The sequence below is a fragment of the Streptomyces sp. NPDC048696 genome (genome assembly GCF_043198895.1).
In the GTDB taxonomy this organism is placed as follows: Bacteria; Actinomycetota; Actinomycetes; order Streptomycetales; family Streptomycetaceae; genus Streptomyces.
Genome location: NZ_JBICVJ010000019.1, coordinates 97,961 through 118,609, shown reverse-complemented (window position 1 = coordinate 118,609; position 20,649 = coordinate 97,961). Strand labels below are relative to the sequence as shown.

The 20,649-nt window shown below is 67.1% G+C and carries 20 protein-coding genes; 4 read left to right on the top strand and 16 right to left on the bottom strand.

The window, feature by feature from the left end:
• Positions 1 to 108: 108 nt before the first annotated feature.
• The 6 genes from ACGFRG_RS31260 to ACGFRG_RS31235 form a co-directional block, all read right to left on the bottom strand.
• The gene (locus tag ACGFRG_RS31260; protein ID WP_393269342.1) at positions 109 to 495 is read right to left on the bottom strand and encodes an RRQRL motif-containing zinc-binding protein; all 387 of its coding nucleotides are present in this window, start codon (positions 493 to 495) and stop codon (positions 109 to 111) included.
• Entirely contained in the window at positions 495 to 1,601 is a 1,107-nt protein-coding gene (locus ACGFRG_RS31255; RefSeq protein ID WP_393269339.1) for a conjugal transfer protein, read from the bottom strand. The genes ACGFRG_RS31260 and ACGFRG_RS31255 overlap by 1 nt, the downstream gene beginning before the upstream one ends.
• Positions 1,598 to 1,888, bottom strand: a complete 291-nt coding sequence (locus ACGFRG_RS31250; protein ID WP_393269374.1) for a hypothetical protein — start codon at positions 1,886 to 1,888, stop codon at positions 1,598 to 1,600. The genes ACGFRG_RS31255 and ACGFRG_RS31250 overlap by 4 nt, the downstream gene beginning before the upstream one ends.
• Positions 1,889 to 1,984: 96 nt before the next feature.
• A complete protein-coding gene (locus ACGFRG_RS31245) occupies positions 1,985 to 2,434 on the bottom strand; it encodes a transcriptional regulator (protein WP_393269372.1) in 450 nt (149 codons plus the stop codon).
• A gap of 5 nt (positions 2,435 to 2,439) precedes the next feature.
• Positions 2,440 to 2,670, bottom strand: a complete 231-nt coding sequence (locus ACGFRG_RS31240; RefSeq protein ID WP_393269336.1) for a hypothetical protein — start codon at positions 2,668 to 2,670, stop codon at positions 2,440 to 2,442.
• 257 nt (positions 2,671 to 2,927) lie between these two features.
• Positions 2,928 to 3,380: a hypothetical protein gene (locus ACGFRG_RS31235; RefSeq protein ID WP_393269333.1), complete on the bottom strand. Its 453-nt coding sequence runs from the start codon at positions 3,378 to 3,380 to the stop codon at positions 2,928 to 2,930.
• A 520-nt stretch (positions 3,381 to 3,900) separates the two neighbouring features.
• Between ACGFRG_RS31235 and ACGFRG_RS31230 the strand changes: the two genes are divergently transcribed.
• Positions 3,901 to 4,668 carry a helix-turn-helix domain-containing protein gene (locus ACGFRG_RS31230; RefSeq protein ID WP_393269330.1) on the top strand — a complete coding sequence of 256 codons (768 nt, stop codon included), beginning with the start codon at positions 3,901 to 3,903 and terminating at the stop codon, positions 4,666 to 4,668.
• Positions 4,668 to 5,141, top strand: coding sequence for an NUDIX domain-containing protein (locus ACGFRG_RS31225; protein WP_393269327.1), 474 nt, complete (start codon positions 4,668 to 4,670; stop codon positions 5,139 to 5,141). The genes ACGFRG_RS31230 and ACGFRG_RS31225 overlap by 1 nt, the downstream gene beginning before the upstream one ends.
• On the opposite strand, the gene ACGFRG_RS31220 is transcribed toward ACGFRG_RS31225, so the two are convergent.
• From ACGFRG_RS31220 to ACGFRG_RS31180, 9 genes are all read right to left on the bottom strand, one after another.
• A complete protein-coding gene (locus ACGFRG_RS31220) occupies positions 5,129 to 5,698 on the bottom strand; it encodes an HD domain-containing protein (protein WP_393269324.1) in 570 nt (189 codons plus the stop codon). The two genes, ACGFRG_RS31225 and ACGFRG_RS31220, sit on opposite strands and share 13 nt — an antisense overlap.
• 11 nt (positions 5,699 to 5,709) lie before the next feature.
• Positions 5,710 to 6,156, bottom strand: coding sequence for a GntR family transcriptional regulator (locus ACGFRG_RS31215; RefSeq protein WP_393269321.1), 447 nt, complete (start codon positions 6,154 to 6,156; stop codon positions 5,710 to 5,712).
• Between the two features lie 151 nt (positions 6,157 to 6,307).
• Positions 6,308 to 8,005: a DUF6119 family protein gene (locus ACGFRG_RS31210; RefSeq protein ID WP_393269318.1), complete on the bottom strand. Its 1,698-nt coding sequence runs from the start codon at positions 8,003 to 8,005 to the stop codon at positions 6,308 to 6,310.
• A 500-nt stretch (positions 8,006 to 8,505) separates the two neighbouring features.
• On the bottom strand, positions 8,506 to 9,045 hold the full coding sequence (locus ACGFRG_RS31205; protein ID WP_393269315.1) for a hypothetical protein: 540 nt from the start codon (positions 9,043 to 9,045) through the stop codon (positions 8,506 to 8,508).
• Between the two features lie 41 nt (positions 9,046 to 9,086).
• Entirely contained in the window at positions 9,087 to 11,396 is a 2,310-nt protein-coding gene (locus tag ACGFRG_RS31200; RefSeq protein WP_393269312.1) for a DUF6571 family protein, read from the bottom strand.
• A 62-nt stretch (positions 11,397 to 11,458) separates the two neighbouring features.
• Positions 11,459 to 11,884, bottom strand: coding sequence for a hypothetical protein (locus ACGFRG_RS31195; protein ID WP_393269309.1), 426 nt, complete (start codon positions 11,882 to 11,884; stop codon positions 11,459 to 11,461).
• Positions 11,885 to 12,082: 198 nt separating this feature from the next.
• A complete protein-coding gene (gene mycP / locus ACGFRG_RS31190; protein ID WP_393269306.1) occupies positions 12,083 to 13,264 on the bottom strand; it encodes a type VII secretion-associated serine protease mycosin in 1,182 nt (393 codons plus the stop codon).
• A 60-nt stretch (positions 13,265 to 13,324) separates the two neighbouring features.
• Positions 13,325 to 14,932, bottom strand: a complete 1,608-nt coding sequence (locus tag ACGFRG_RS31185) for a hypothetical protein (protein WP_393269305.1) — start codon at positions 14,930 to 14,932, stop codon at positions 13,325 to 13,327.
• Between the two features lie 57 nt (positions 14,933 to 14,989).
• Entirely contained in the window at positions 14,990 to 15,547 is a 558-nt protein-coding gene (locus ACGFRG_RS31180; protein WP_393269302.1) for a hypothetical protein, read from the bottom strand.
• Positions 15,548 to 15,838: 291 nt separating this feature from the next.
• On the opposite strand from ACGFRG_RS31180, the gene ACGFRG_RS31175 reads away from it, so the two are divergent.
• Positions 15,839 to 18,115 carry a hypothetical protein gene (locus tag ACGFRG_RS31175; RefSeq protein WP_393269300.1) on the top strand — a complete coding sequence of 759 codons (2,277 nt, stop codon included), beginning with the start codon at positions 15,839 to 15,841 and terminating at the stop codon, positions 18,113 to 18,115.
• 3 nt (positions 18,116 to 18,118) lie between these two features.
• Positions 18,119 to 19,114 (top strand): hypothetical protein, encoded by a 996-nt coding sequence (locus ACGFRG_RS31170; protein ID WP_393269297.1) that lies wholly within the window; start codon positions 18,119 to 18,121, stop codon positions 19,112 to 19,114.
• Between the two features lie 65 nt (positions 19,115 to 19,179).
• Here ACGFRG_RS31170 and ACGFRG_RS31165 read toward each other — a convergent pair whose 3' ends face one another.
• Positions 19,180 to 20,430 (bottom strand): helix-turn-helix domain-containing protein, encoded by a 1,251-nt coding sequence (locus ACGFRG_RS31165; RefSeq protein ID WP_393269294.1) that lies wholly within the window; start codon positions 20,428 to 20,430, stop codon positions 19,180 to 19,182.
• Positions 20,431 to 20,649 lie beyond the last annotated feature (219 nt).

Genomic DNA, 20,649 nt, shown 5'->3' with positions numbered 1-20,649 from the left:
GAGTCGAAGGGTCCGGCCGGCTTGCTGTGGAAGGTCGGGCGGCCGGGCCCGTGAGAAGAGAGTCGGCCCGGATGGGCCGGAGGAGGGCACGCAAAGTGCGTGCTTTGTTCAGGCGGCGCGCTGTTCCTGGGGATAGGCGCAGGTCACGCACATGCCGAGCGAGGTCGGGATGACGTATCCGGCGTCCGTACGGCAGACGGGGCAGGTGCGGCGGGCGAGCATCGCCAGCGCGAGCGCACCCCACTTCCGCGACGTCATCACCCGCACCGGCAAGGCCAGTTCGACGCGGTAGAGGTAGGCCACGCTGACCCCACCCGGGCGGCGGCGCGAGCAGCGCATGACCTGCGCCACGATCGGCTGACCACCCGGCCGCAACCCCTGACTACGAAGCTGACGACGGGTCGCGAGGCCGTCAGGGGCGTACCGCCACGGGAAAGTGGGAACGCCGAAGCGCGCGCCGTCCGGGTCGAAGCACTTGCCGAACGCCCCGGCCATCACGCGGCCTTGGACCGCTCAGCGAGAATCGTGTCCCGCAGCGTTCGGGCACGCGCCGGCGAGGTATGGAGGGCGCGGCGGATGCCCTCGGCAGTGATCCGCACATCCGGCCACTCAGCCGTCGCGGTGCGCGCCTCAGCGAGCAACTGGGCTGATGTGCGCGTGGGCCGGGGCGATCGGGCCACCTCGGGAACCCGGCCGGTCGCCCGGCGAGGCCGGGGAGTGTCGGCCGCGACCGCCCGCCGCTTGGCCGACTCGCCCGGCGCCGGATCGGGCGGGGCGATGGCCGGTGCGGGCTTGTGCGGGAGAGCCGGCTTCACGTGGTCGACCGCCACCGGATCGAGCACCGGCAGACGCGTCACAGCGGCGGGGGCCGGGGTCGATTCCGGCTGGTCAGCCGTAGACCGATTCCTCATGGTCTTGGCGGATTCCTCCACATCTGCGACCAGTGCGGGCACGGCGGTGGTGCCGCCGAACATCGAGACCAGCGCGGCATCCGCACCGCTCGTGATCCGGTCGCGCTGGACCTCCAGCAGCCTCGATCCAAGCGCCGAGTCCCCGACCCCGACCTTGCGTGCCAGACGCCACGACGCCCGGTCGGAACGCTTGCGGACCCGGTCGACCGGGTGATGAGCGGCACGGGCGCGGTGGTAGGCGAGGGCCTGGACGATGTCGGCGGTGCGCCGCTCGTTCTCCGCGTCCCGGCCGTCCGTGTGGACGACGATCCGGCGGGCGAGGAAGGCCATGCCTTCCGCCGACACGGACATGCCCATCGGGGTCAGGGCGTAGATGACGGTGCGTCCCGGGTCCGGCGCGGCCATGGCGCCCATGACGGCGGCGCCCGCCGGCAGCGCCCACAGCCCACTCCGTACAACGCGCGGCGAGGACTGCCCCAGCATGGTCAGCCCCAACAGGACCAGAGCAAGGACGGCTGTTGCGCCCTCGCCGGCGCCGAGCGCACCGAGCGCGGTCCCCGCGCCGTAGGCGTGCCCGATGTTGCTGTAGGTGCCGATCCCGCCGATCACGCCCGTGCCCAGCATCGGCACGAACGCAGCGACCAGGACCCCGGCCTGAATCTTCGACAGGGGGCTTCGGGCCGCGCTCATGCCGCTTCACCCGCCCCGGGCCGGTCGTCGCGGGCGGCGCGCAGGAACGGCACCGTACGGGTCAGCGCGTCGGCGTACAGGGCGTCCCAACCGGCGATCTCGTCACCGGCCTCCGCCTCCGCCACCAGGTCCGCGAGCACGCCACGGGCCGCGTCCTCCCGGGCGGCACGCTCACGGTCCGTCTCGCGCTTCAGCGGGCCCCGGAACAGGTCGATGTCGATTCCGAGCGCCAGTTCCGCGAACTCGATGTCGCCGTGCGCCTCCTGGCCGGCGACGAAGCTGCGCATACGCATGGCAGTTCTCTCCATTCGGGTACGTCGGGAAGGCACGGGGCGGTCGGCTGTCCTGTCCGGGAGTGCGACCGCCCCGCGAAGAACCTGGGGTCAGACGGTGGCGATGATGAGCGCGGCGACCAGCAACCACAGGTGATGGAAGGACTGGTCAAGCGCGTACGCGCCGGTACCGATGTGCGGGTTGTCGTCACGGCCGGCGCGCGGGGCACCGAGCCGGTAGAACTCGCCCTTGCCGGTCACCCGGGCCAGCCACGCAAGGGTGGTGCGCCGGTCGGCCCACCAGTGCGAGGCCGCGTCGACCGCGAGCCCGACGACGACTCCGGGCGCCGACAGGTGCAGCCCCAGCAGTGCGGCGGCCGGCAGGAGCACGGCGAGCTTGGTGAGGGTGAGGGTGGCGACGTGCCGGGCGTCCGCGAGACGGCCGACCCAGCCGGGACGGCCCTTGTGCGCGGACTGGTGAGAGGTCTGCACCCAGTGGTCGCCCACACTGTGGGCGACGTACAGAGCGATGAACACGACGGCGAAGGTGGCGGCGTCCACGGCGGTCACCGGCTCTCGTCGCGGGCCTGAACGAGCTGAATGGCCAGCCGGGCGAAGTGGGCCACGGCGTCGAAGTCCGCGAACGTCACACCGTGGATCCCGGCCGCCTGGATCATGTCGCGCAGGATCGCGGCGGCGTCGGCCTTCTGCCTGGCGGTCGGCCGGCAGCCGGGGGCGAACTCCAGCGCGGCGGACGTGATGCGGTTACCGATGTCGTTGAGGTCGCTCTGATTCACTGCGCTTCCACTCCTTGAGCAAATCGGGATCGGAGAACGGGCACGGCGGGCTGTCCTGTCCGGGAGTGCCGCCGTGCCCGGAAGTACGAACGAAAGCCCCGCAAACAGCGGAGCGATGCCCCGGCCGCCAGTCGTCGCGTCCGACGAGCTCTTCCTGAATGCGGTCGATGCGCGCGTTCAGGGCGCGGAGCCTCGGGGCGGGGATCGACGACGCGTCGCCGTAGGTGACCGAGTGCGGAGCACAGCGGGCGGACAGCTCAGGCGTAGAGCGCGGCGGCGCCCGCCTCACGCAGCGCCGTGTGTGCCTTACGCGCCCGCAGCCCCGCCACCGCCAACTCCTCGGCCGGGACATCACCGATGGCCATCGCCGCGTCCACCGCTTCCTGAGCGACCGCCAGCAGGCTGCGGTCAGAGGTGGTCATGTACAGCGCGTCCATGGCAGAGGTGACGGCCGAGCGGGCCGCGTAGCGAGCCCGGCGGGCCTCCACCGTGTCGGCCAGCCCGTCCCGGCGCGCCTCGATCTTCAGATACTGCTGTTCACGGTGGCCGACCACGGCCGCCAGCAGCGCGGGAATCCCCTCGGCCAGCGCCTGGCGGCGCCGCTCATCCTTCGCGGCCCGCTCCGTGCGCGCCGTGCTCAAGTGCTGCATCATCCCGGCGACAACGGCGCCGGCGAGCGTGCCAAGAACAGCGATCAGCGTTGCGATCATGACTTCCCCCACGGGGTCTCGGATCGGATGGTCCGGCTCCCCTCAACCCCGCCCGTACGGCCACCCCGCAGGGCGCCCGGACAGGCGGAGGAGGCAACCGGCCGCAGTGCTGAGCTGCGGAAGATCAGAGGTGGTGCACAGGTCTCCTTACGGGCCGACGGCTGAGCCGCCAACCCGGCGAAGGTGTATGGAGACGTGACCTTTCGGTCTCGAACCCTCCGGCTGACAAGGCGCCGGGAAACCTCGGCCCGCTCTGTCCCGGGCCCCTTGCCGTGCGCTCGGTCGGTCCGCCGAAGCGGCTCGATCGAGAGGAACATGTATTACGTGTTCCTCATCTTGCAGAGAGAGGTTCGCCCCGTCAAGCCCTTCGGCTGTTTGGAGTTCGCGCGCCCCTCGCGCTCGATGTACCTACAGAGTGGCGGCGCCGACGGCGACGTTCGACTTCGCACCTGTACGACTCAGGTCGTTCTTGGCTAGCGTGAAGTCGTACCAAGTCGTCCCGCACATGCGGAGGTTGGACGTGGCGAACGAGCGATTACGCGGCGCGATCGTCGACTTGGGCCTGACCCTTGATGAGGTAGGCGAACGTCTCGGGGTCTCGGCCAAGACGGTAGAGCGCTGGATCAACGACCCGGAGCGGAAGCCCTATCGACGATTCCAGTACGCGACCGCGTCACTCCTGAAGTGCGAAGTGTCGTACCTCTGGCCGGACGAACGAACGTCGGCCGAAGTGACCGCCACCGGCAACGCCGAGTTGATCAGGCTGTATCCGCACCGGTCCGTAGTGATGCAGACCCTTTGGACGAACCTGTACTCCAAAGCCACCCGGCAGTTTGACCTACTGGTGTACTCGGGATTCTGGCTCACCGAGGACGCGACGTTTCACCGCATCGTGAAGGAGAAGGCCGCCGACGGAGTACCCATCCGCTTCATGCTGGGGGAACCCGACTCGCCGGCCGTGGCCGTGAGGGGCGAGGACGAAGGGATCGGTGCCGCGATGGCAGGCAAGATTCGCAACGCCCTCATCAACTACGCCCCGCTCTTCGGACTCCCAGGCGTCGAGTTCCGCTTGCACGGCACCACGCTCTACAACTCGATCTACCGGGCCGATGACGAGATGCTGACGAATGGCCACCTCTACGGGGTCGGCGCCTACATGGCGCCCGTGCTCCACCTGCGGCGCGTCCCCGGCGGTGAACTCTTCGACGCCTACGCTGAGAGCGTTGAGAAGGTCTGGCAGGCGGCCCGTCCGGTCTCGTCACCTACTGGTTGGGAAGGCACACACTGATGAGCCGGATTGACTACTTCCGTGACCCGCACGCCCCTTTGGCCAACTCGGTTGTCCCGTCGGTGACAGCCGTTGTCCGGGACGATGCGGGGCGGCTGTTACTCATCCACAAGACCGACAACGACCTTTGGGCCCTGCCTGGTGGTGGGCACGACATCGGCGAGCGCATCGCGGACACGGTCGTTCGCGAGGTACGGGAAGAGACCGGTATCGATGTTGAGGTAGACAACATCGTCGGGCTCTACACCGACCCCGAGCACGTGTTGGCGTACGACGACGGCGAGGTCCGGCAACAGTTCTCCATCTGCTTCCGAACACACCCAGTCGGCGGTTCGCTACGCACAAGTAGCGAGTCGAAAGAGGTCCGCTGGATTGATCCGGCGGACCTTGACGGACTCGACATCCACCCTTCGATGATGCTGCGCATCAGGCACGGCCTTGATGACGCGCGGCCGGAACCCTACATCGGCTGACCGCCAACGGAGGCTTCCGCCATCCGATCCCCGACGCGCTTCGACGCTGCATGGATCTCGGGGGCCGCGCGCTGGATGAACCGTCCGACGATCGTGTCCGGGCCATATCGCTGCACGATCTCATCGAGCCGCTCAGCCGGCGTCGTCTGCGTCCCGTCCGGCGTCGTCGTCATGTCGCAGTAGAGCAAGGCGTCGACCAGGTCGGGACGCTCTAGCTCGAACTCGCCCTCAAGTTCCTGACGAAGTCCACGTTCCTCCGCCTCCAGCAAGGCGCACGAGTGATGCGCCACGAGACGAACAAGCCGTTCGTCCGCATCTTCCTGTTCTCTGAGGAACCGCGCGCCGTCCAAGGGGTGGAAGCCCGTGATCGCGATGGCTGGCGAGTAGCCGATGTCATGCAGCACGGCCGCCGCTTCCAACACCTCCGCGTCGTCACCCAGGATCGGGCTCAGGGAACGAGCACGCTTGGCGACCCCGAGTGAGTGCGCCCACCGGCGCGGAAGCGGATCAGAAAGCAGCGATTCGGAGAGCGTGTACGCCCACTCAGTGAGTCCCATGACGGCCAAGGCTACGGCCGGACGGCGGAAACCTGGAGGGCAAGCACGGTCCGCCCCTTGCCGTGCACGGTCGCGAGCAAGCCGTTTCCCTCCATCTGGGCAAGAACACGGCGCACAGCGGTCCGGGATGCTCCGAACCGCTCACACAGCTTCGCTTCGGACGGGTACGTGTCTCCCACCGAGAGTGAGTCCTCTTTGATCACGTCCGCCATGCGCTCCGCGAGCGACCGCCGGTCACCTCCCCGAACCACGCGCCATCCGATACCGGGGGCGGACTCGACAACCCCATCAGCTTCGAGAACCTTGAGCGCGCGGCGGATCGTGTTCCGGGAGACGCCGTGCGAGCCCATCAGGTCGGCTTCCGACGGCAAGGTGTCCCCACCCTCCTCGGCCTGAATCTCGTGTCGCAGCGTCTCCGCAATCACCAGGTAGGTTCCTCGCGGACTGGCCTCCGGCACCTCGACTCCTCTCGCGTCGCTCCATGGCTCGCTGCCAAGGGTCGCACGGCCACGCCGCACGCGGGATGGAGGCGTAACACCGACTACTCAACGAGTGCAGCACCAGGGCCCGGGGGCGTGTCCAGAGACAGTCGCCCCAGTGGCCGTGACTCTACTTCTTCTTTTCTCGCTTGAAAGTCATCTGTATGCGGGCGATTGTCGGAACCGAACCGAGCATCTTCACGCGCTTACTGAAGCTCCGCAGATTCACTTTACTGAAAGTTGGCAGATCCTGCGGTATTCGCTGACTCCCGTCGAAGGCAACCGCATACGTGACGAACTTGGGAGGCATTTGAGACGCAGCCTCAACGAGGTCAGGATTAGCGGACCTTACCACCTCAATGAAATCACTGCGATACTTACTGTCGACAATTATGGTCTGCGCCGACACGAACCCCTGCGAGAATAGGTGGCTCAGAGTCTGACTCCCCGAGTAAGGCTTAACATGCACAAAATACCCATCGACGTGCAGCAAGTCACACGCCTCGATCTCGTCACCGTCTTCGCTATACAGCTTTTCCCTGTCGAGGCAGATCAGATCCCTGCGACCTTCTACCGCTTTGCGATTGTAGTGCTTCTCCCAATTTTTTTGCGGACCCCAGTCATCCCAAGGTATCAGCTGCAGAGCGTCTGTCACGTCCTCAAGGAGCGACAGATCATGGTCAAGCTTTTCCGTGTATCTCTCCGCCAGCGCATACCATTTACCCAGCGTCAGAAGATATCGCCTGTCCTGATCTCCCGCCTCAAATACCAGCCAATGCTTCAGCGGCTTAGCCGGGCTCACCGCCTCCCCATTCTCGTCGCGAGCCAGTATTTTAATATCGCCCAGGCAGGAAACCCCAAACTTGCCGGGGAATGAGAACAGAGCGGACCGTAGCGCGTCGAGGCTCATCACCTCGAAGATTTCCTCTAGACCGCCCCTATAGGCGAGGAAATCGTGCACGTTCTCTACAGAAACATCGTCCGGCGGGGCGAACGATAGTACGTGCACATCCAGCCTACTAACGGCAAGCTGCGCCAGTGGCTGCCCTTGCGACTTCCGGGCGCGCTCACCAAAAACTTCATCCACCAAGAGCTTCTCTAGATCCTTCACGATCTCACTCTTGACCCGCAGCGGTTCAAGCGAGTCAATGAAGGCTAGATCCTTATGAGCTGTACCGCTTTCTGCGGTTGCCAGCATTTTACTCAATATTTCGCGAACCTTATTCAAGTCCGTGTCAACTTTAAATGATACCGAGTCTGTTGCTACCACGGCTCCCAAGTCAGGGAAATCCAAGCCCGCATCAAGCCTTCCAACAAGTTTCTTCGTGAACTCGCCGTCTAGCTCAATCTCAAATTCACTGATTCGCGTGTTAGCCGGTATCTGCACCCATTGCGAACGGGAAGAAGCATCAATTCTGCGACTGCCAACCCCATTCATCGCCTGACTATCGAATCGGCGAGCCGCGAACTTCAGGCCAAAATTCGCTTCGACCCATGCCCATTCGAGCGTGGAACTTCCGTAACCAAAACAGATAGCAAACACTCGGTCGGCCACCGGGAGAAAAATGACCAATCGATTTGAGTAGTTTAGAACTGCCTCAAGCTCTTGGAAAACAGGGGCGAGAAGCTTGGCCCACGCCGGCTGCTTCTCCGACATATCTCTAAGGTAGGCCACGCACCCTTCAGGGGCCAAAGGCGCATCAGCGAGCTTCCTCATACCGTTCGACTTTCCCGGCCGGTATTGCGGCCGAAAAGCCTCCTCGTACGATTCGATCCCCTCCCGCAAGAGGAAACAATTGAAGCGGAGAGTTGAAGCGTTAGCAGTCATGGCTCACACCATCCCCCAGCGACGGAAGGGGATTTTTGTACCACACAGTGGCCACTGAGGGAACAGTTCCCGTCATCACACACCCATAGACGAACAAAAGTTCGCATGACACCGCCCGGGATTGCCTGCCCGACCGTGAGCAGTGTTGCGAGACGCACCAGTTCTCAGCCTGCGGTACATAGATGGGCGGAGCAGCGCACGCCCTCGCGACCGCTGGGCACTATCCGGCTCTAGGCTCGTTGCTCCGCCTACTCGTCAGCATGTACCTGGGCGGCGGACTAGGCAAGCGCTCGGCTCTAGTGAGCCGCGCCCGTCTCAGTTCCCGTCTCGTTCATGGCCGTACGCGGCCGTCCAAGGCTGTTCACTCTGCCCTTATGAAGGGGACGGCCGTATGAGATTGAACGACAATGAACGGGTTCGCATCATGCCCTGATCGCCCAGGACAAACCTGCAAAGCGAGTAACGCCGGTTCGATTCCGGTCACGGCCTCCATGAACGGGTCACGCCCCGTTCGCGCATTTCAGCTCGCGTTTGGCGAAGTCGACGTATCGCCGCATGAGGGCCGTGAGGGCGGCTCGGGTCTGCCCGTTGTCGGGCGCCGTCGCCGCGACCAGCCGCAATACGACGTTCCTTTCCAGCCTGCCGACAGCGGCATCCCAGCCGGTTGGCAGGTCGGGGCGCTCACACCGGAAGACGGAGGCGGCGGTCGACTTCCAGATGAATCCCTCATCGCCGATCGGAATACGGATGGTGGAGAACCCCCCGTAATTCCAGTCGGCACCCTTCCCTCTGATCTGCCGTCTGGCAAACGCGTAGAAACCCGATTTCCCGTCGACCTTGACATCGCACGAGGCGTTCGCTTGGTAACGGTACTTGAAGATATCGAAGCCCGGTTCCTCGGACATCACCACTTGCGCCTGCCTGCCGGTCGGCAGCAGGGGAGCGACAGAGCTGCTGTCGAATGCTCCCCAGCAGATGTTCTCCGGAAGACTCGGTACGGACTTCCCCTCCTTGCCCGAGCAGCCACTGAGCAGGAGCAAGCCGGCTATCGAGACGGCCGGGATTCGGCTCGTACGCCTGATCACTTCGTGCTCCGCTTGCTGCCATTCGCCGCATGATCGCGACCGTCCGCGAAGGCATCACCAGTCTGGGAAGACGCCAGTCCCTGGTACTCCCGAACATCCAGCGCATGAAGTCCAGCACTCTTACCGGCATCGCCCACTGCGGCCGCCGCGGACTTCTTCGCGTCCGACTCAGCCCTGGAATACGCATCGGCGGCCTCCTGGGCGGCTTCCGCCGAAGAGTCCTCCTTGGCACTGTCCACTACGGAGTTCGTAATGTCTTCCTTCAGCCACTCCACGGCATCCCCGCCGACCGGAAGCAATTCGATGTACTTGCCGCCGACTGAATCCACAACCCTGTTGACCCAGTCGGCCTTGTTCTGAAGCGCTTCATTGAACTCGGCGTCGTCCGCCGAGTGCTTGTCGAAGATCGCCTCGACCCGTGCCTGAGCCATCATTCCGGCGATCTGGCCACCCGGATGAACCGCGTTGATCACGGCCGCCCCCACATTGGCCCCGTGATTCTCCGGGTGCGCGAACACGTCACGCACGAGCAACGTGGTGTACGCCTGCTGCGCGTTGGTGATCGATCCGTACGCGTCCGGATCCTGCGCCACCGCACCGAGGAAGTGCGCCATCACACCCTTCTCGAAATGCGCCTGCACCCCCACCACCTTGGCCTGATGCGCCCCGTCCTCCGCCGCCGCCTGGAGGTCCGGCATGTACTCCGCCGCCATGTTCCCGAAGTTCCCCGCCATGCCCGCCAGTTGGCCGGGGAGGCCGTCCTCGGTGTCGTCCAGGAGTCCGGGGTCGCTGCCGACCTTCGCGACCACCCGTTCCATCACTTTCGCCATCGCCTCGGTGTGCTCCACCGGGCTCGCATGGGTGTCCCCCGGCGCCCGGCCCGTGACCGCCGCCTCCAGGGCGTTGCCGGTGGCGGTCTGGAGCGGGGTCGGGAGGGGGCCGTCGGTGGGGGACGTGTCGAACCAGTCCGCCGTGGGCTTGCGGTCGAGGGCGTAGTCGACCATCCCCTGGGGACGGCCCTGGTCACCGGAGACCGGCTGGTCGTCGGTGGTGACGATCCCGTCCCCGTTGCTGTCCTCGCGTACGGGCTCGTTGAAGAAGGCCGCGGACGCCTGCGGGTTGTGGCTCATGGCCTGCATCAGGCCGGTCATCGGGTCGAAGCCCCGGCCGCCGTCCTTGTCCAGGTTGAAGGCCTTCGCCTGGGCCGCGGGCACGTTCCCTTCCCAGATCCCCGGGTCCTCGTGCTCCATCCCGACCATGTCGCGCCCGATCGGGACCAGGAATTCCTTGTCGTACCGGCCGTGGCGCAACAACGCACCCAGCGCCTGGTACCCGTACACCTTCGCGCCGATGCTCGTGACCCCCGGGATGTCCAACCGTTTGCGCCCGGCCCGCATCATGTCGAGGGTCCATGTGCCGGACAGGTGATCGCGCGTCCTGGGGTCCGTGGCGACGCCGAGCATCTCGCCCATGTCGTCCTGAAGGCCGTGCACCATCGCGACCCGGTCCCGCCCAGCCGCGCCGAGGCCCGTCGCGTCCAGCGACATCTTCGTGTAGAGCTCAAGCGTTCCGTCCGCGCCCAGCCGACGGTAGAACGCCGTGGCGAACTCCGGATCCTTCGCGTTGCCGTGCACGAGCTCCTGGAGCTGACGAAGGGCCTCGGCGTTGCGCGTCACGCCCCCGACTCCCGTGGCTTTCCGGGCCAGTTCGACGGCCCGAGCCGCCTTCTCGTCCTCCAGCCCGCTGAACTTCGGCGCGGCGAAATCGTACTCTCCCCCGCCGTTCGCCGCCAGCGCCCGCCGTAACGACTCGTCCGCCTCGCCGCACTCCTCCACGATCGCCTTGATACGGCGCTGCCATTGCGCGACGGCGTCGTTGTCCTGCCGCCTCACATCGATGGAGACGCCCGGCTCAGCGTGCTGGGCGGCGTACTCGCCGGAGACTGAGTAGCGGGTGGTGACGTGTCCACGGGCGTCGACGACGATGCCCGCCTTCTCCGACCCGTCGACGATGGTCCGTAACTGGTCCCTGGCCCGCTTGAACGCCTCGTATCCGTCGGCCAGTACGGCATGAATCCCCTTGGCCTGCGCCGCCGCGTCCTCGAACTCCTTGGCCGTCTTGCCGATGAACTGCCGACTGACACCCGCGTTCACTCCAGCCCAGTCCGCCTTGTCGGCATGCGCCTTCATGCCCTTACGGGCCTCCTCGGCGAGGGTCTTGAGCCGGGTGGCCATGTCGGACCAGTCGTCGATGGCGGTCTTGAGCTGGTCGACGGGGGCGTGGGTGACGTCTTCGTAAGTGAGCATGTGCGTACGTGAATTCCCGAGTTCCTGAAGGCCTTTTGCGCTCCCGCTACTTCAAGTACGCGTTACTTCAAGTACGCGTTGATCCGCGACACCGCGAGCAGTTCGCCGCCGATGTGCTCGTCGTCCTTGGCGTGCGCGGCCATCGAGTAGTCGAGGTGGTTGGAGATCTGCGCGCACGCGTCGCGGAGCGTCCTGAGCTGGCCGTCCCATTTGTCGCGGACTTTCGCCAGCTCCGCGCCGCACGCGAAGTTACGGGTGGTGAGGGCGGTGGCCGCGGTGTGGGTGGACTCGTGGGCGTGGTGGCCGTCGCGCTTGAGGCTGTCGTGGAGCTTGTACGCGTCCCCGCCGACCACGCCCAGGTCGTCGCGCCGCACGCTCAGGTCGGCGGCGCGGCCGTCGCGCTGCCGGTCACCGGCGCTGTCCAGACGCGTTGCGGCGTTCGCAGCCGCATTGGCGTGCGCCTGACGCCACTCTTCCTCGAACGACATACGGGTCCCCCGCTCGCCGACCTCCAGGACAGGTCTTTACCGTTTCCATACGGTAGGGAGGGGCAGGGGTTCGCGCCAGCACACGGTCCGGCTATGGGGGTTCATGGCCGTTTCGTCCCACCTGAATGGCTGGGACGGGGGTGGCGGGTTGACCGGTCGCCGACGGCTGTTGCCCGTGGCCGTGACGTCCCCGGCTGCTTATGCCGTACGGCGTCGCGACCGTACGAGCAGTACGGCCACCGCCGCGACCACGATCCCCGCCGCGCCCACGCCGACCCAGAGGCCGGTGTTGCTTCCGCCGCCCGACCCGGAGTCCGACGCGGCCGTGGCGGGCGCGGGCTTGCCCGAGGGGGAGGCGGACGGAGAGGTGGACGCCTGCGGCGAGGGCGAGTTGGCCGCCGCGAGGTCGGGCAGCGGCCACTCGTTCGCCGGGCCGGGGTCGCCGGGGGTCTTCAGCGCGATACGGGGGCGGACGACCCCGTACCCGATGTAGTCGCTGCGCTTGTCCCCGTTCTTGGGGCCGCCTGCGGTGTTGAGCATGACGCGGAGGACCTGGTTGTTGGTCCACTGGGGGTATTTGGACCAGATCAGGGCGGCGGAGGCGGAGGCCAGGGCGGTGGCCCCGCTTGTGCCATGCCCGGAGCAGATCTCCGTACCACCCGTACACGCGCTGACCATCTCTTCGCCCGGAGCCGCGAGATCGACCTGCGGGCCGTGTTCTGACTCCTTGGTCGCCTCGATCTTCTTGTCGACGGCCGACACGCCCACTACGCCAGGCGTTGCTCCCGGGTATTCAATGCGATTGCCCTTGTCCCCGCTGTTGCCAGCAGCGGCGAAGACCAAGGACCCCTTGGCCGAGGCATATTTCACCGCGTTGGTGAGCTCGTCCGACCCTTCCTCTGCGCCCATCGAAATATTGATGACCTTGGCGCCATGGTCTGCCGCTGAGCGAATCGCTTCGCTCAGCTTCTGGACGAACTTGGAGACGTCCCTCAGCTTCGACCCTTCATCCGACGGTGGCACGCGAATCGGGAGAATCTTCACGCCGGGTGCCAAACCATAGGCACCGTTCCCGTCCGACCTCTTGCCGGTCCCGGCAATCAAGGAGGCCATGGCGGTTCCGTGCCCCTTGTAGTCGGTATGAGCGTCGCCCTGCTGCGCGGAGAGGTCGAACCCGGGCAGCACCTGGCCTTGGAGGTCGGGCAAAGTGTCATCGACGCCGGTGTCGATGACTGCGACGGTGACCCCCTTGCCCGTGCTGGTCTTCCACATCTCTTCCGCCTGCATGGCGTCCAGATGCCACTGCCGTTCGCGGACCGTGTCCGCATACGCGGGCGTGGCGGCAACGCCCACCAGCAGTGCCCCAAGGACGACGGACACGGCACGGCCGTGCCTCATTGCTCGATGGCTGCTGGTAGGCATGCGCTTCCTTCGCGGAGGTCAGTCGATTACAGGCGGCACAATACGGCGGTCGCTCTGCTGCCAGGTCTCCTCGTCCTCGGTGAGGTAGTCCGGCCGCTCGCCTTCGCGCTCGTCCCGACGCCCGGCGGCGCCGTGCATGCCGGGCGGAATCATCCCCCGGCCTGCGGACCGACCGGCTCGCGGTTCGCCTTCGGCAGCGCCATTGCGTACGAGACCCGAGCCGCCCTCCGTGAACGGGCGACCGCTCCGGGCGCCGGGCTCGGTGGGGCGACCACCGACGATGCCGCCGGGCTCACCCGCCAGCCGACGTCCGCCGGAGAAACCGGCCCGACTTCCGCCACCGCCGCCCATGTGGCCACCCGGACCGTGGGCCATCGGCGGACGGCCCTGAGCGCTGCCCTGCGTCCCCGGAATGCCTTGCCGGCCCTCTTCGCCGATGACGGTGCTGCGGGGGATGCCGCTCGTCGGCCGACCCTGGCCGGGCGGTACGGGGCGGCCCCCGACGATGCCGGTCTCGCGCGGCAGCGCGCTCGGAGGCAGACCGCCCACGGTGCTCCGCCCCGGGAGAGAGGGTCCGCGGAGACCACCCGTCGCCTGCCGTCCGCCCAGCACGCCGGGCTGCGGCAGCCCGTTCTTCCCGCTTCCGGTGAATGTGGGCGGGATCCCGATGGGCGGCATCGGTCCGACGTCCGGCTTGCCGACAGGCGACGGGGTGGGCGTGACAACAGGCCCGGCGGGAGCGACATGAGTGGGGGGCGGCAGTGTATTAACGCCGTCGATGTTCGTACCAACAGGCCGCTCAGACACATGAGTTGGAGTCGGCAACCCGATCGGGGCCACGGTGTGTGGCGCCGTCCTAGTGTTACTCGTCGTCGCCGAGGGAGCCGAGAAGTGACCGCCGGTCTGCGCAGCAGAAGTCCGGCTTCCTCGGGCAGAGGATGTCTGGGCGCCCTGAACGTGCTGCATCCCCTGGCGGCCGTCGTCCTCCGGCACAAACGCCGCCGGCGGCGGCGGAAACACCGGCGGGCGGAGCGCGGCGACCTGCTCACCCGACTGCACATACACATCCGAGAGCCGCTTCAGCTCGCGGATCGCGTCCTGCCGCTGGCCCTCCATCTTCTGGTTGAGCCCGGCCAGCTTGGTCGACGCGTCGCGCGCCTCCTGCTGGCTGTCGGGGTCGTGGTGGGCCGCGATGAACTCGTTGTGGGTGTCGGTGGCCTGCTGCTTGAGGGCCGGGTCGTACGCCGGGACCGCCGACTTCGCCTGGGTGATGGCGTGGGAGACCGAGGCGAGCCAACCGGAGGCGTCCTGGCTGTACTTGCCGAGTTCAAGGGTGGCCATGGCCGCGTCGTGGCCCCAGTCCGTGAACGCCTTCGCGCCCTCGCCCTGCCAGACCACGCGGCTCATGTGCAGCTTGAGGTCGTCGCCGATCTTCGTGATCGCCGTGGACGCCTTGGCCAGCTTCTTGGCCAGGCCGTCCGCGGAGTCGCCCTTCATCCCCTGGACCATGCCCCACAGCTCCTGGTGGGACTTGGCCTCGAAGTCCGTACGCTCCACCAGCAGCGCCTTCGGCGCCTCCGGCGTGTCCGGACCGCCCGCACTCCCCTGGTCCTTGTTCTCAGCCATCTCGTCGCACCGCCATTCCCCGACTCCCGTCGTCCCCCGTCACATACGCGGCGTACATCAGATCGTGCCGCCCGTCGCGCCCTTGTCCGGCGCGGGCCGCGCCGGCTGCGGCGACGCGCCCGGCGTCGACGCCCCGGACGGCCCCGGCCCGTACGTCTCGTACTGCTTCTGCAGCTCACCGCTGATCGCGCGCATCCGGTCACGGACGTCGGCGTCCACGCCGTCGTAGCCGTTCTCCGCCGCCAGTACGGCGATGCACAGGCCCTCGATCTGCATGCCCAGCGCCTTGGAGAGCTGGCCGATCCGCTCGTGGACGACCTCGTACGCGCCGTACAGGAAGGCGCTCTCCTTGAAGTCGTCCGGGCCCAGCTCCGACTTGGCGAGGCGGTCGGCGCCGATCTTGGTCGACGCGGCCTCCGACTCGTTCAGCTCGGTGAGCAGCCCGTCGACCCGCTTCTTGAACGTCATCATCGACTCGGCCTCGCGGGCCAGGTCCGCCGCGGCCACCACGGCGGCGCCCGCCGCCGCGCTGATGCCCGGCATCAGCGCAAGCGCCGGCGCCAGCGCGGTCACCCCCGGCGCGATGTCCCCGCCGTCCCCACCGTTCTGCGCCACAGCCGCCTCCCCGTTTCCCCGTTCCCCGTACCGCTGTAGAAGCAACTGTAGTCAGCACCACTGACAGACTGAACTCCTCCCTCTGCTTTTGCCATTCAGCCGACTGCTGACTTCCGACCCCGCCGGGCGGGCCCAACCCCCATGGCCGAAACCCTCTGTGGAGATCAACAGCGAGGCTCGGCCTGATCCGCGCTCAATTACAGTGCCGACACGAGAACGACCGGGCTTCCCGAGGTTCCCGGCACTCGCAACCGCCACAGGTGCCTCACAACCAGTGTCCGGGGGGACGCGTTGCTGACGTACGAGCAGGTCATGAAGGTCGACTTCACGCAGTTGAACACCGTCGCCGACAAGTGGGACGAGATGGCGGGCGAGTTCAAGAAGCTGGAGGGCCGCTACCGGGACCGGATCCAGAACGTCAGCCTGGACGGCACATGGACCGGCCAGGCCTCACTGCACTCCCGGCCGAACTTCGCCACGACCCGGCATGAGTACGCCTCGGCCCAGGTGGAGGCCAAGGCTGTCGCCTCCCTACTGCGCGAGGCGTACGCCCACTTCGTCGACCTGAAGAAGAAGCTGGAGCACGCCCGGCAGGAGGCGATCGACGCCGGGATGAAGGTCTCGGAAGCGGGCGTCGCCAGTTTCGACTTCAGCAAGGTCTCCGCCGCCGACGCCAATGCGCTGCGCCACGACCCGGACCTGCGAAGCACCGAAGCGGCGTGGAGCCAGCACATCAATGATGCCGTCACGGCCGTCGCGGACGCGGACGAGGGGCTGAAGACCGCCCTCGAAGCCGTGGTGGTGGACGTCGACTTCAGCGACGGCGAGCTCAACGGCTTCAACGGCAAGGCGAGCGGCGACATCGAGCACTACGACGCCGAAGCGGCCCTCGACCTCGCGCACCAGGTCAACAACGGCAAGAAGCTGTCGCCGGAGGAGATGGCGCGCTTCGAATCCCTGATGCGGGACAACTCCCACGACAAGGTATTCAGCCAGACTCTGCTCGCCGGCCTTGGCCCCGACGGCACCATCAAGTTCACCAAACAGATCAACGAATGGGCGTACGGCTCCGACAAGGGCCGCCGGGACGACTACCTCGCACTGGAGAAGGCCATGGCGGACTCGTTTGCCGTCGCCACCGACGTGCCCGGCAGCGTATCCAAGTTTCCCCCTGGTTCCCCGACGTACCAGAAGTGGGTGGAGAGCAAGGACGGCACGTTCTATCGGCAGTTCATGGACGGCCTGGACAAGACGGGCACGCACAACTACGGCGACAAACTGCGCCCGCTGCACGGGTACCAGGTACTGGCGACTCTGATGGACCACGCCGACGCGAAGTACGACGACCAGTTCCTGTACGCCGTCGGCGACAAGATGATCGATGCCGAAAAGAAGGACCCGAACGTCTTCAAGGTCTGGGGCGCCGACTACAAGGGCATCGAACCGGATCCGGTCGATACCTTACTCAATGTCATGCGCCAGAACCCGAGCGCCGCCACGGCGTTCCTGGACCCTGCCGGCAACGGCGCGGGGCCGGACCACATCGGCAACGACCACCTCAAGTACCTCGTGGGCGCCGGAGACGGCGCCCGGCACTGGCCCGTTCACGAGATCGTCGGCGGCCATGGAACGGCGACGTTCGACAACCCCCACAGCCGTGCCGGATTGGGCGCGGCGCTGGAAGCGGCCACCACGGGGCATCCACCGCTGCACGAGGGCGATCGCGGCGGCGCCCCCGGGCCGCACACCCCGGCGCAGGCACGGGTGATGCAGAACATGCTGACGACACTCGACTCAGGTCTCGGCGGCGAAAAGATCGACCCCGACATGCAGAAGCATGTGGGACGTGCACTCGCCGACTACGTCCAGGACACTCATCACATCCTCGCCGAGAGCGGCTCGAAGTACGGCAGTCCGGACGGCCTGGGCACGATCTGGGCCCAGGGTGACGACGCGGGGATCACCGTCGGCAAGGGCACACTGATGCGTGTCATGCGCGGGGCCTCGTCGGACTCGCAGACCTTCTCGCTCCTGTACGACACACAACAGCAGTACAGCGTGGACCAGTTGGCCAGCGCGCCGCACTCCAGCGGCGAGGGCCACGAGCGCTGGAAGAATCCCGCGAGTGAGATGGGTTCCGTGATGGGCGCGATGAACTCGATCGGATCCGACGTCATCTTCGACGAACGCGGCGGCAAGATTCAGGCAGCCAACGACATGGCCCGCTACGCGTACCACTTCGCGGGAGCCCCCGTGACCGGACTCCCCTACCTGGGCGACGCGACACAACGCCTGATCGACGCGGGGACCTACGAATGGTCGAAGGACGTCATCTCCACAGCCCAGTCCAAGGCGCAGGAGATGAACACGCACCAGTACTCGTCCGGGGTCACCGGTACGTACACCTACATCGACCAGTGGGCTGCGGCGCACCATGTGGACATCAACGACGAGACGAACAAGAAGGGCGACCCGGCCTGGGATGCCTGGCAGGCCATGAGGCGGGAGGCGAAGCAGTCCTACGTCGCGTCGCGGGCGGACGCCGCCGCCTACCTGGGTTGGGAGTAGCGCGTGGCCTTCCGGCTGTGGCCCGGTTCCACCAAAATGAAGTGGGCTGCCGGTGCCGTGCTGACCGTCGCCCTGCTGATCGGCGGGCTCTACACGGGCTTCGACACCAATGCCTTCGGGCCGGACAAGCTGTGCGCGGGGTGGCTTGAGGCGTCCGATGTGCAGCGGGTGCTCGACGGGCCCGGACGGCTCTCCGGCAGCGGTACGGACACCGGCTGCACGGTGAAGAAGTCCGGTCTGGCGGTCGGGGGCGACTCGTCCCTCACCGTGCAGCTCGCCGCAGAGCCCGCTCAGTTTCCTTTCGCGATGGGCGACTGGAATGTCTCGGCGGCCCAGCGGCTCTTCACTGGACGAATCGGCGGGGGCGCCGACCGGCACGGCGGCTGGGCGCTGCTGCCGGCCGCCTGCCCGGTTCCTGCCGGGGTCCCGAGCGACCGTTCAGATGTCAGGGCGGCCGTCCTGCTGTCCGTCTCCGGCGGCTCGGCGGACGAGGAGGCGATGGTGCGGCTGCTTACCGCGGCAGCCGAGTCCGTCGCCGCCCGCTCGGGCTGCGGCGACTCGAAGGGCGCCCCTGCTCGGCTTGCCGCCCCGCGCGCTTTCGGGGCCGACTTCACCCGGCTGTGCGCGCTGCCCGGTTTCTCGATCCCCGAGGTGAAGGGCGACCGGGGGCAGGCGACCCGCGTCCAGGTGACCGGGGACATGGGTACGGCCTGGACCTGCGATCTCTCCTTCGCCGACGACAAGCAGGGGCCGTACACCCGCTTCGCGGTCGTGCGGGACCCGCTGCTGGGCCGCAGCCTGTCAGCACGCGGCGCGTCCCGGCTGAGCTGCCCGGCGGGGGGCACATCGGGGGACACATTCGTCACCGTCGACAACAACACGTACCACTGGGATCCCGCACAGCGGAAGGCCGCCGGGCTGCTGCCCGAGGCGGAACTCCACGACCGGTTCGCGCGGGCGGTGGCACGGGCGCTGCACTGCTCGACGGCGAGCCACTGAGCAGCCGCCCGCCAGCCCGGGGAACGGGGGCCGATCGTTCAAGGCGTGTCCGCTCACGGGGTACATCAGTCGTCGTACTCACGGAGCGCGGCGACCAGCTGGTGCCCTTCGTTCGCTCTCCGACGCATCAAGACGGCGGCCGTGGTGTGCAACTCGTTCCACGCGTGCGGACGCCCGACTGCGGCGGCGTCGGGGACACTCGACACAGCTACGTATGTGGATTGCGTCGACTCGCCCGCCCCGGCGAGCGCGTGCGCGAGGCAGGCTCGGTACCACGTCTTGTCCCGCCTGTACTCGTCCGGCAGCGCGTCAAGGCCCGCCGTGATGTGGTCCACGGCCGCGCGCCAGTCGCGCAGGTGGAGTGCGGCCATGCCGCGTTGCAAGGTGAACCAGGTCTCGTCGTAGAAGTACATCCACACCGGTTCGCCCTCGGGATGCTCGGACGCCCGGCTGATGAGTCCCTGTGCTTCGTCGAGAAGGCGGTGGGCATGGTCGGCCTCGCCGTCGAGCGCGTGTCCTCTGGCGGCCATCTGTGCGGCCATGCCTTGCACCCCGAGGGACGTGCCGGGGGCCGACCAGCGGGCGGCCTCCGCGAGCCGTACGCACCGGGTGCCACGGCCACCGGACCATGCCATGTGCGCCTTCATGCTGAGCGTCGTGGCGGCCATGTTGGCGTCTCCGGCTTCCAATGCCCATTCGTGTGAGCGGTCGTACCAGGCCAGTGCGGCGGCCGTCTGCGCTTGATCCTGCGCCATCCACGCCAGGAACTGTGCGTGTTCCGCCGCCAGGCGTACGACGCGGTCGGCCAAGGAGCCGCGCGCGCCCGCGTACAGATCCACAACCGTTCGGAGTTGCTGACGCATCACGCGGACAAGCGGTCGTGAGCCGATGAGGTCTTCGGCACGACGGTGCTCGGCCAGCAGGCGGTCGAGCCAATCGAGGGTGGGGGCGTCCACGCGGTGCGACGTATCGGCCACGCTGGTTACCCGAGCCAGTAGGTCCTCGTCGAGCCCTGTTCCGGGGAGCGAGAGCGAGACGACTGGCGAGGCATCGCACTTCGCTCCGGCGGATTGAAGATCCTGTGGGACTCCGAGTCCGGTCACGATCCGCTGCTGTACTTCAAAGGAGGTCACGCGGCGGTGCCCGCGTTCGATGTCGGAGACATCCGGCTGAACGAGACCGACGCGTTCCCCGAGCTTGGTCTGGCTCAAGCCGGTGAGCTTCCGGTACGTGCGAAAGACGGCGCCCCAGTCTTCGCGGGCGACCGCCGCTGCCAGCTGCGGGTGGGACCACAGGTTCCCGGGAGTCTCTCCCATGGCTCAAATATAGGACGGCTCTATAGGGCCGCGGGATGGGAGCAACGGGCTTTCAGCGCAAGGGTCTTGCGGAGACAAGGCCCCCGCGATCGTGGTAGTCGTCCCGGGGGCGTGGCCATCAGCCCCGGAGGTTGACGACATGACACAAGTCATCGCGAGACTCGGTGCGCTCTTGCTGCGGATTACGCCATCCGCCCCGGGGCACCATCGGGCACCGGG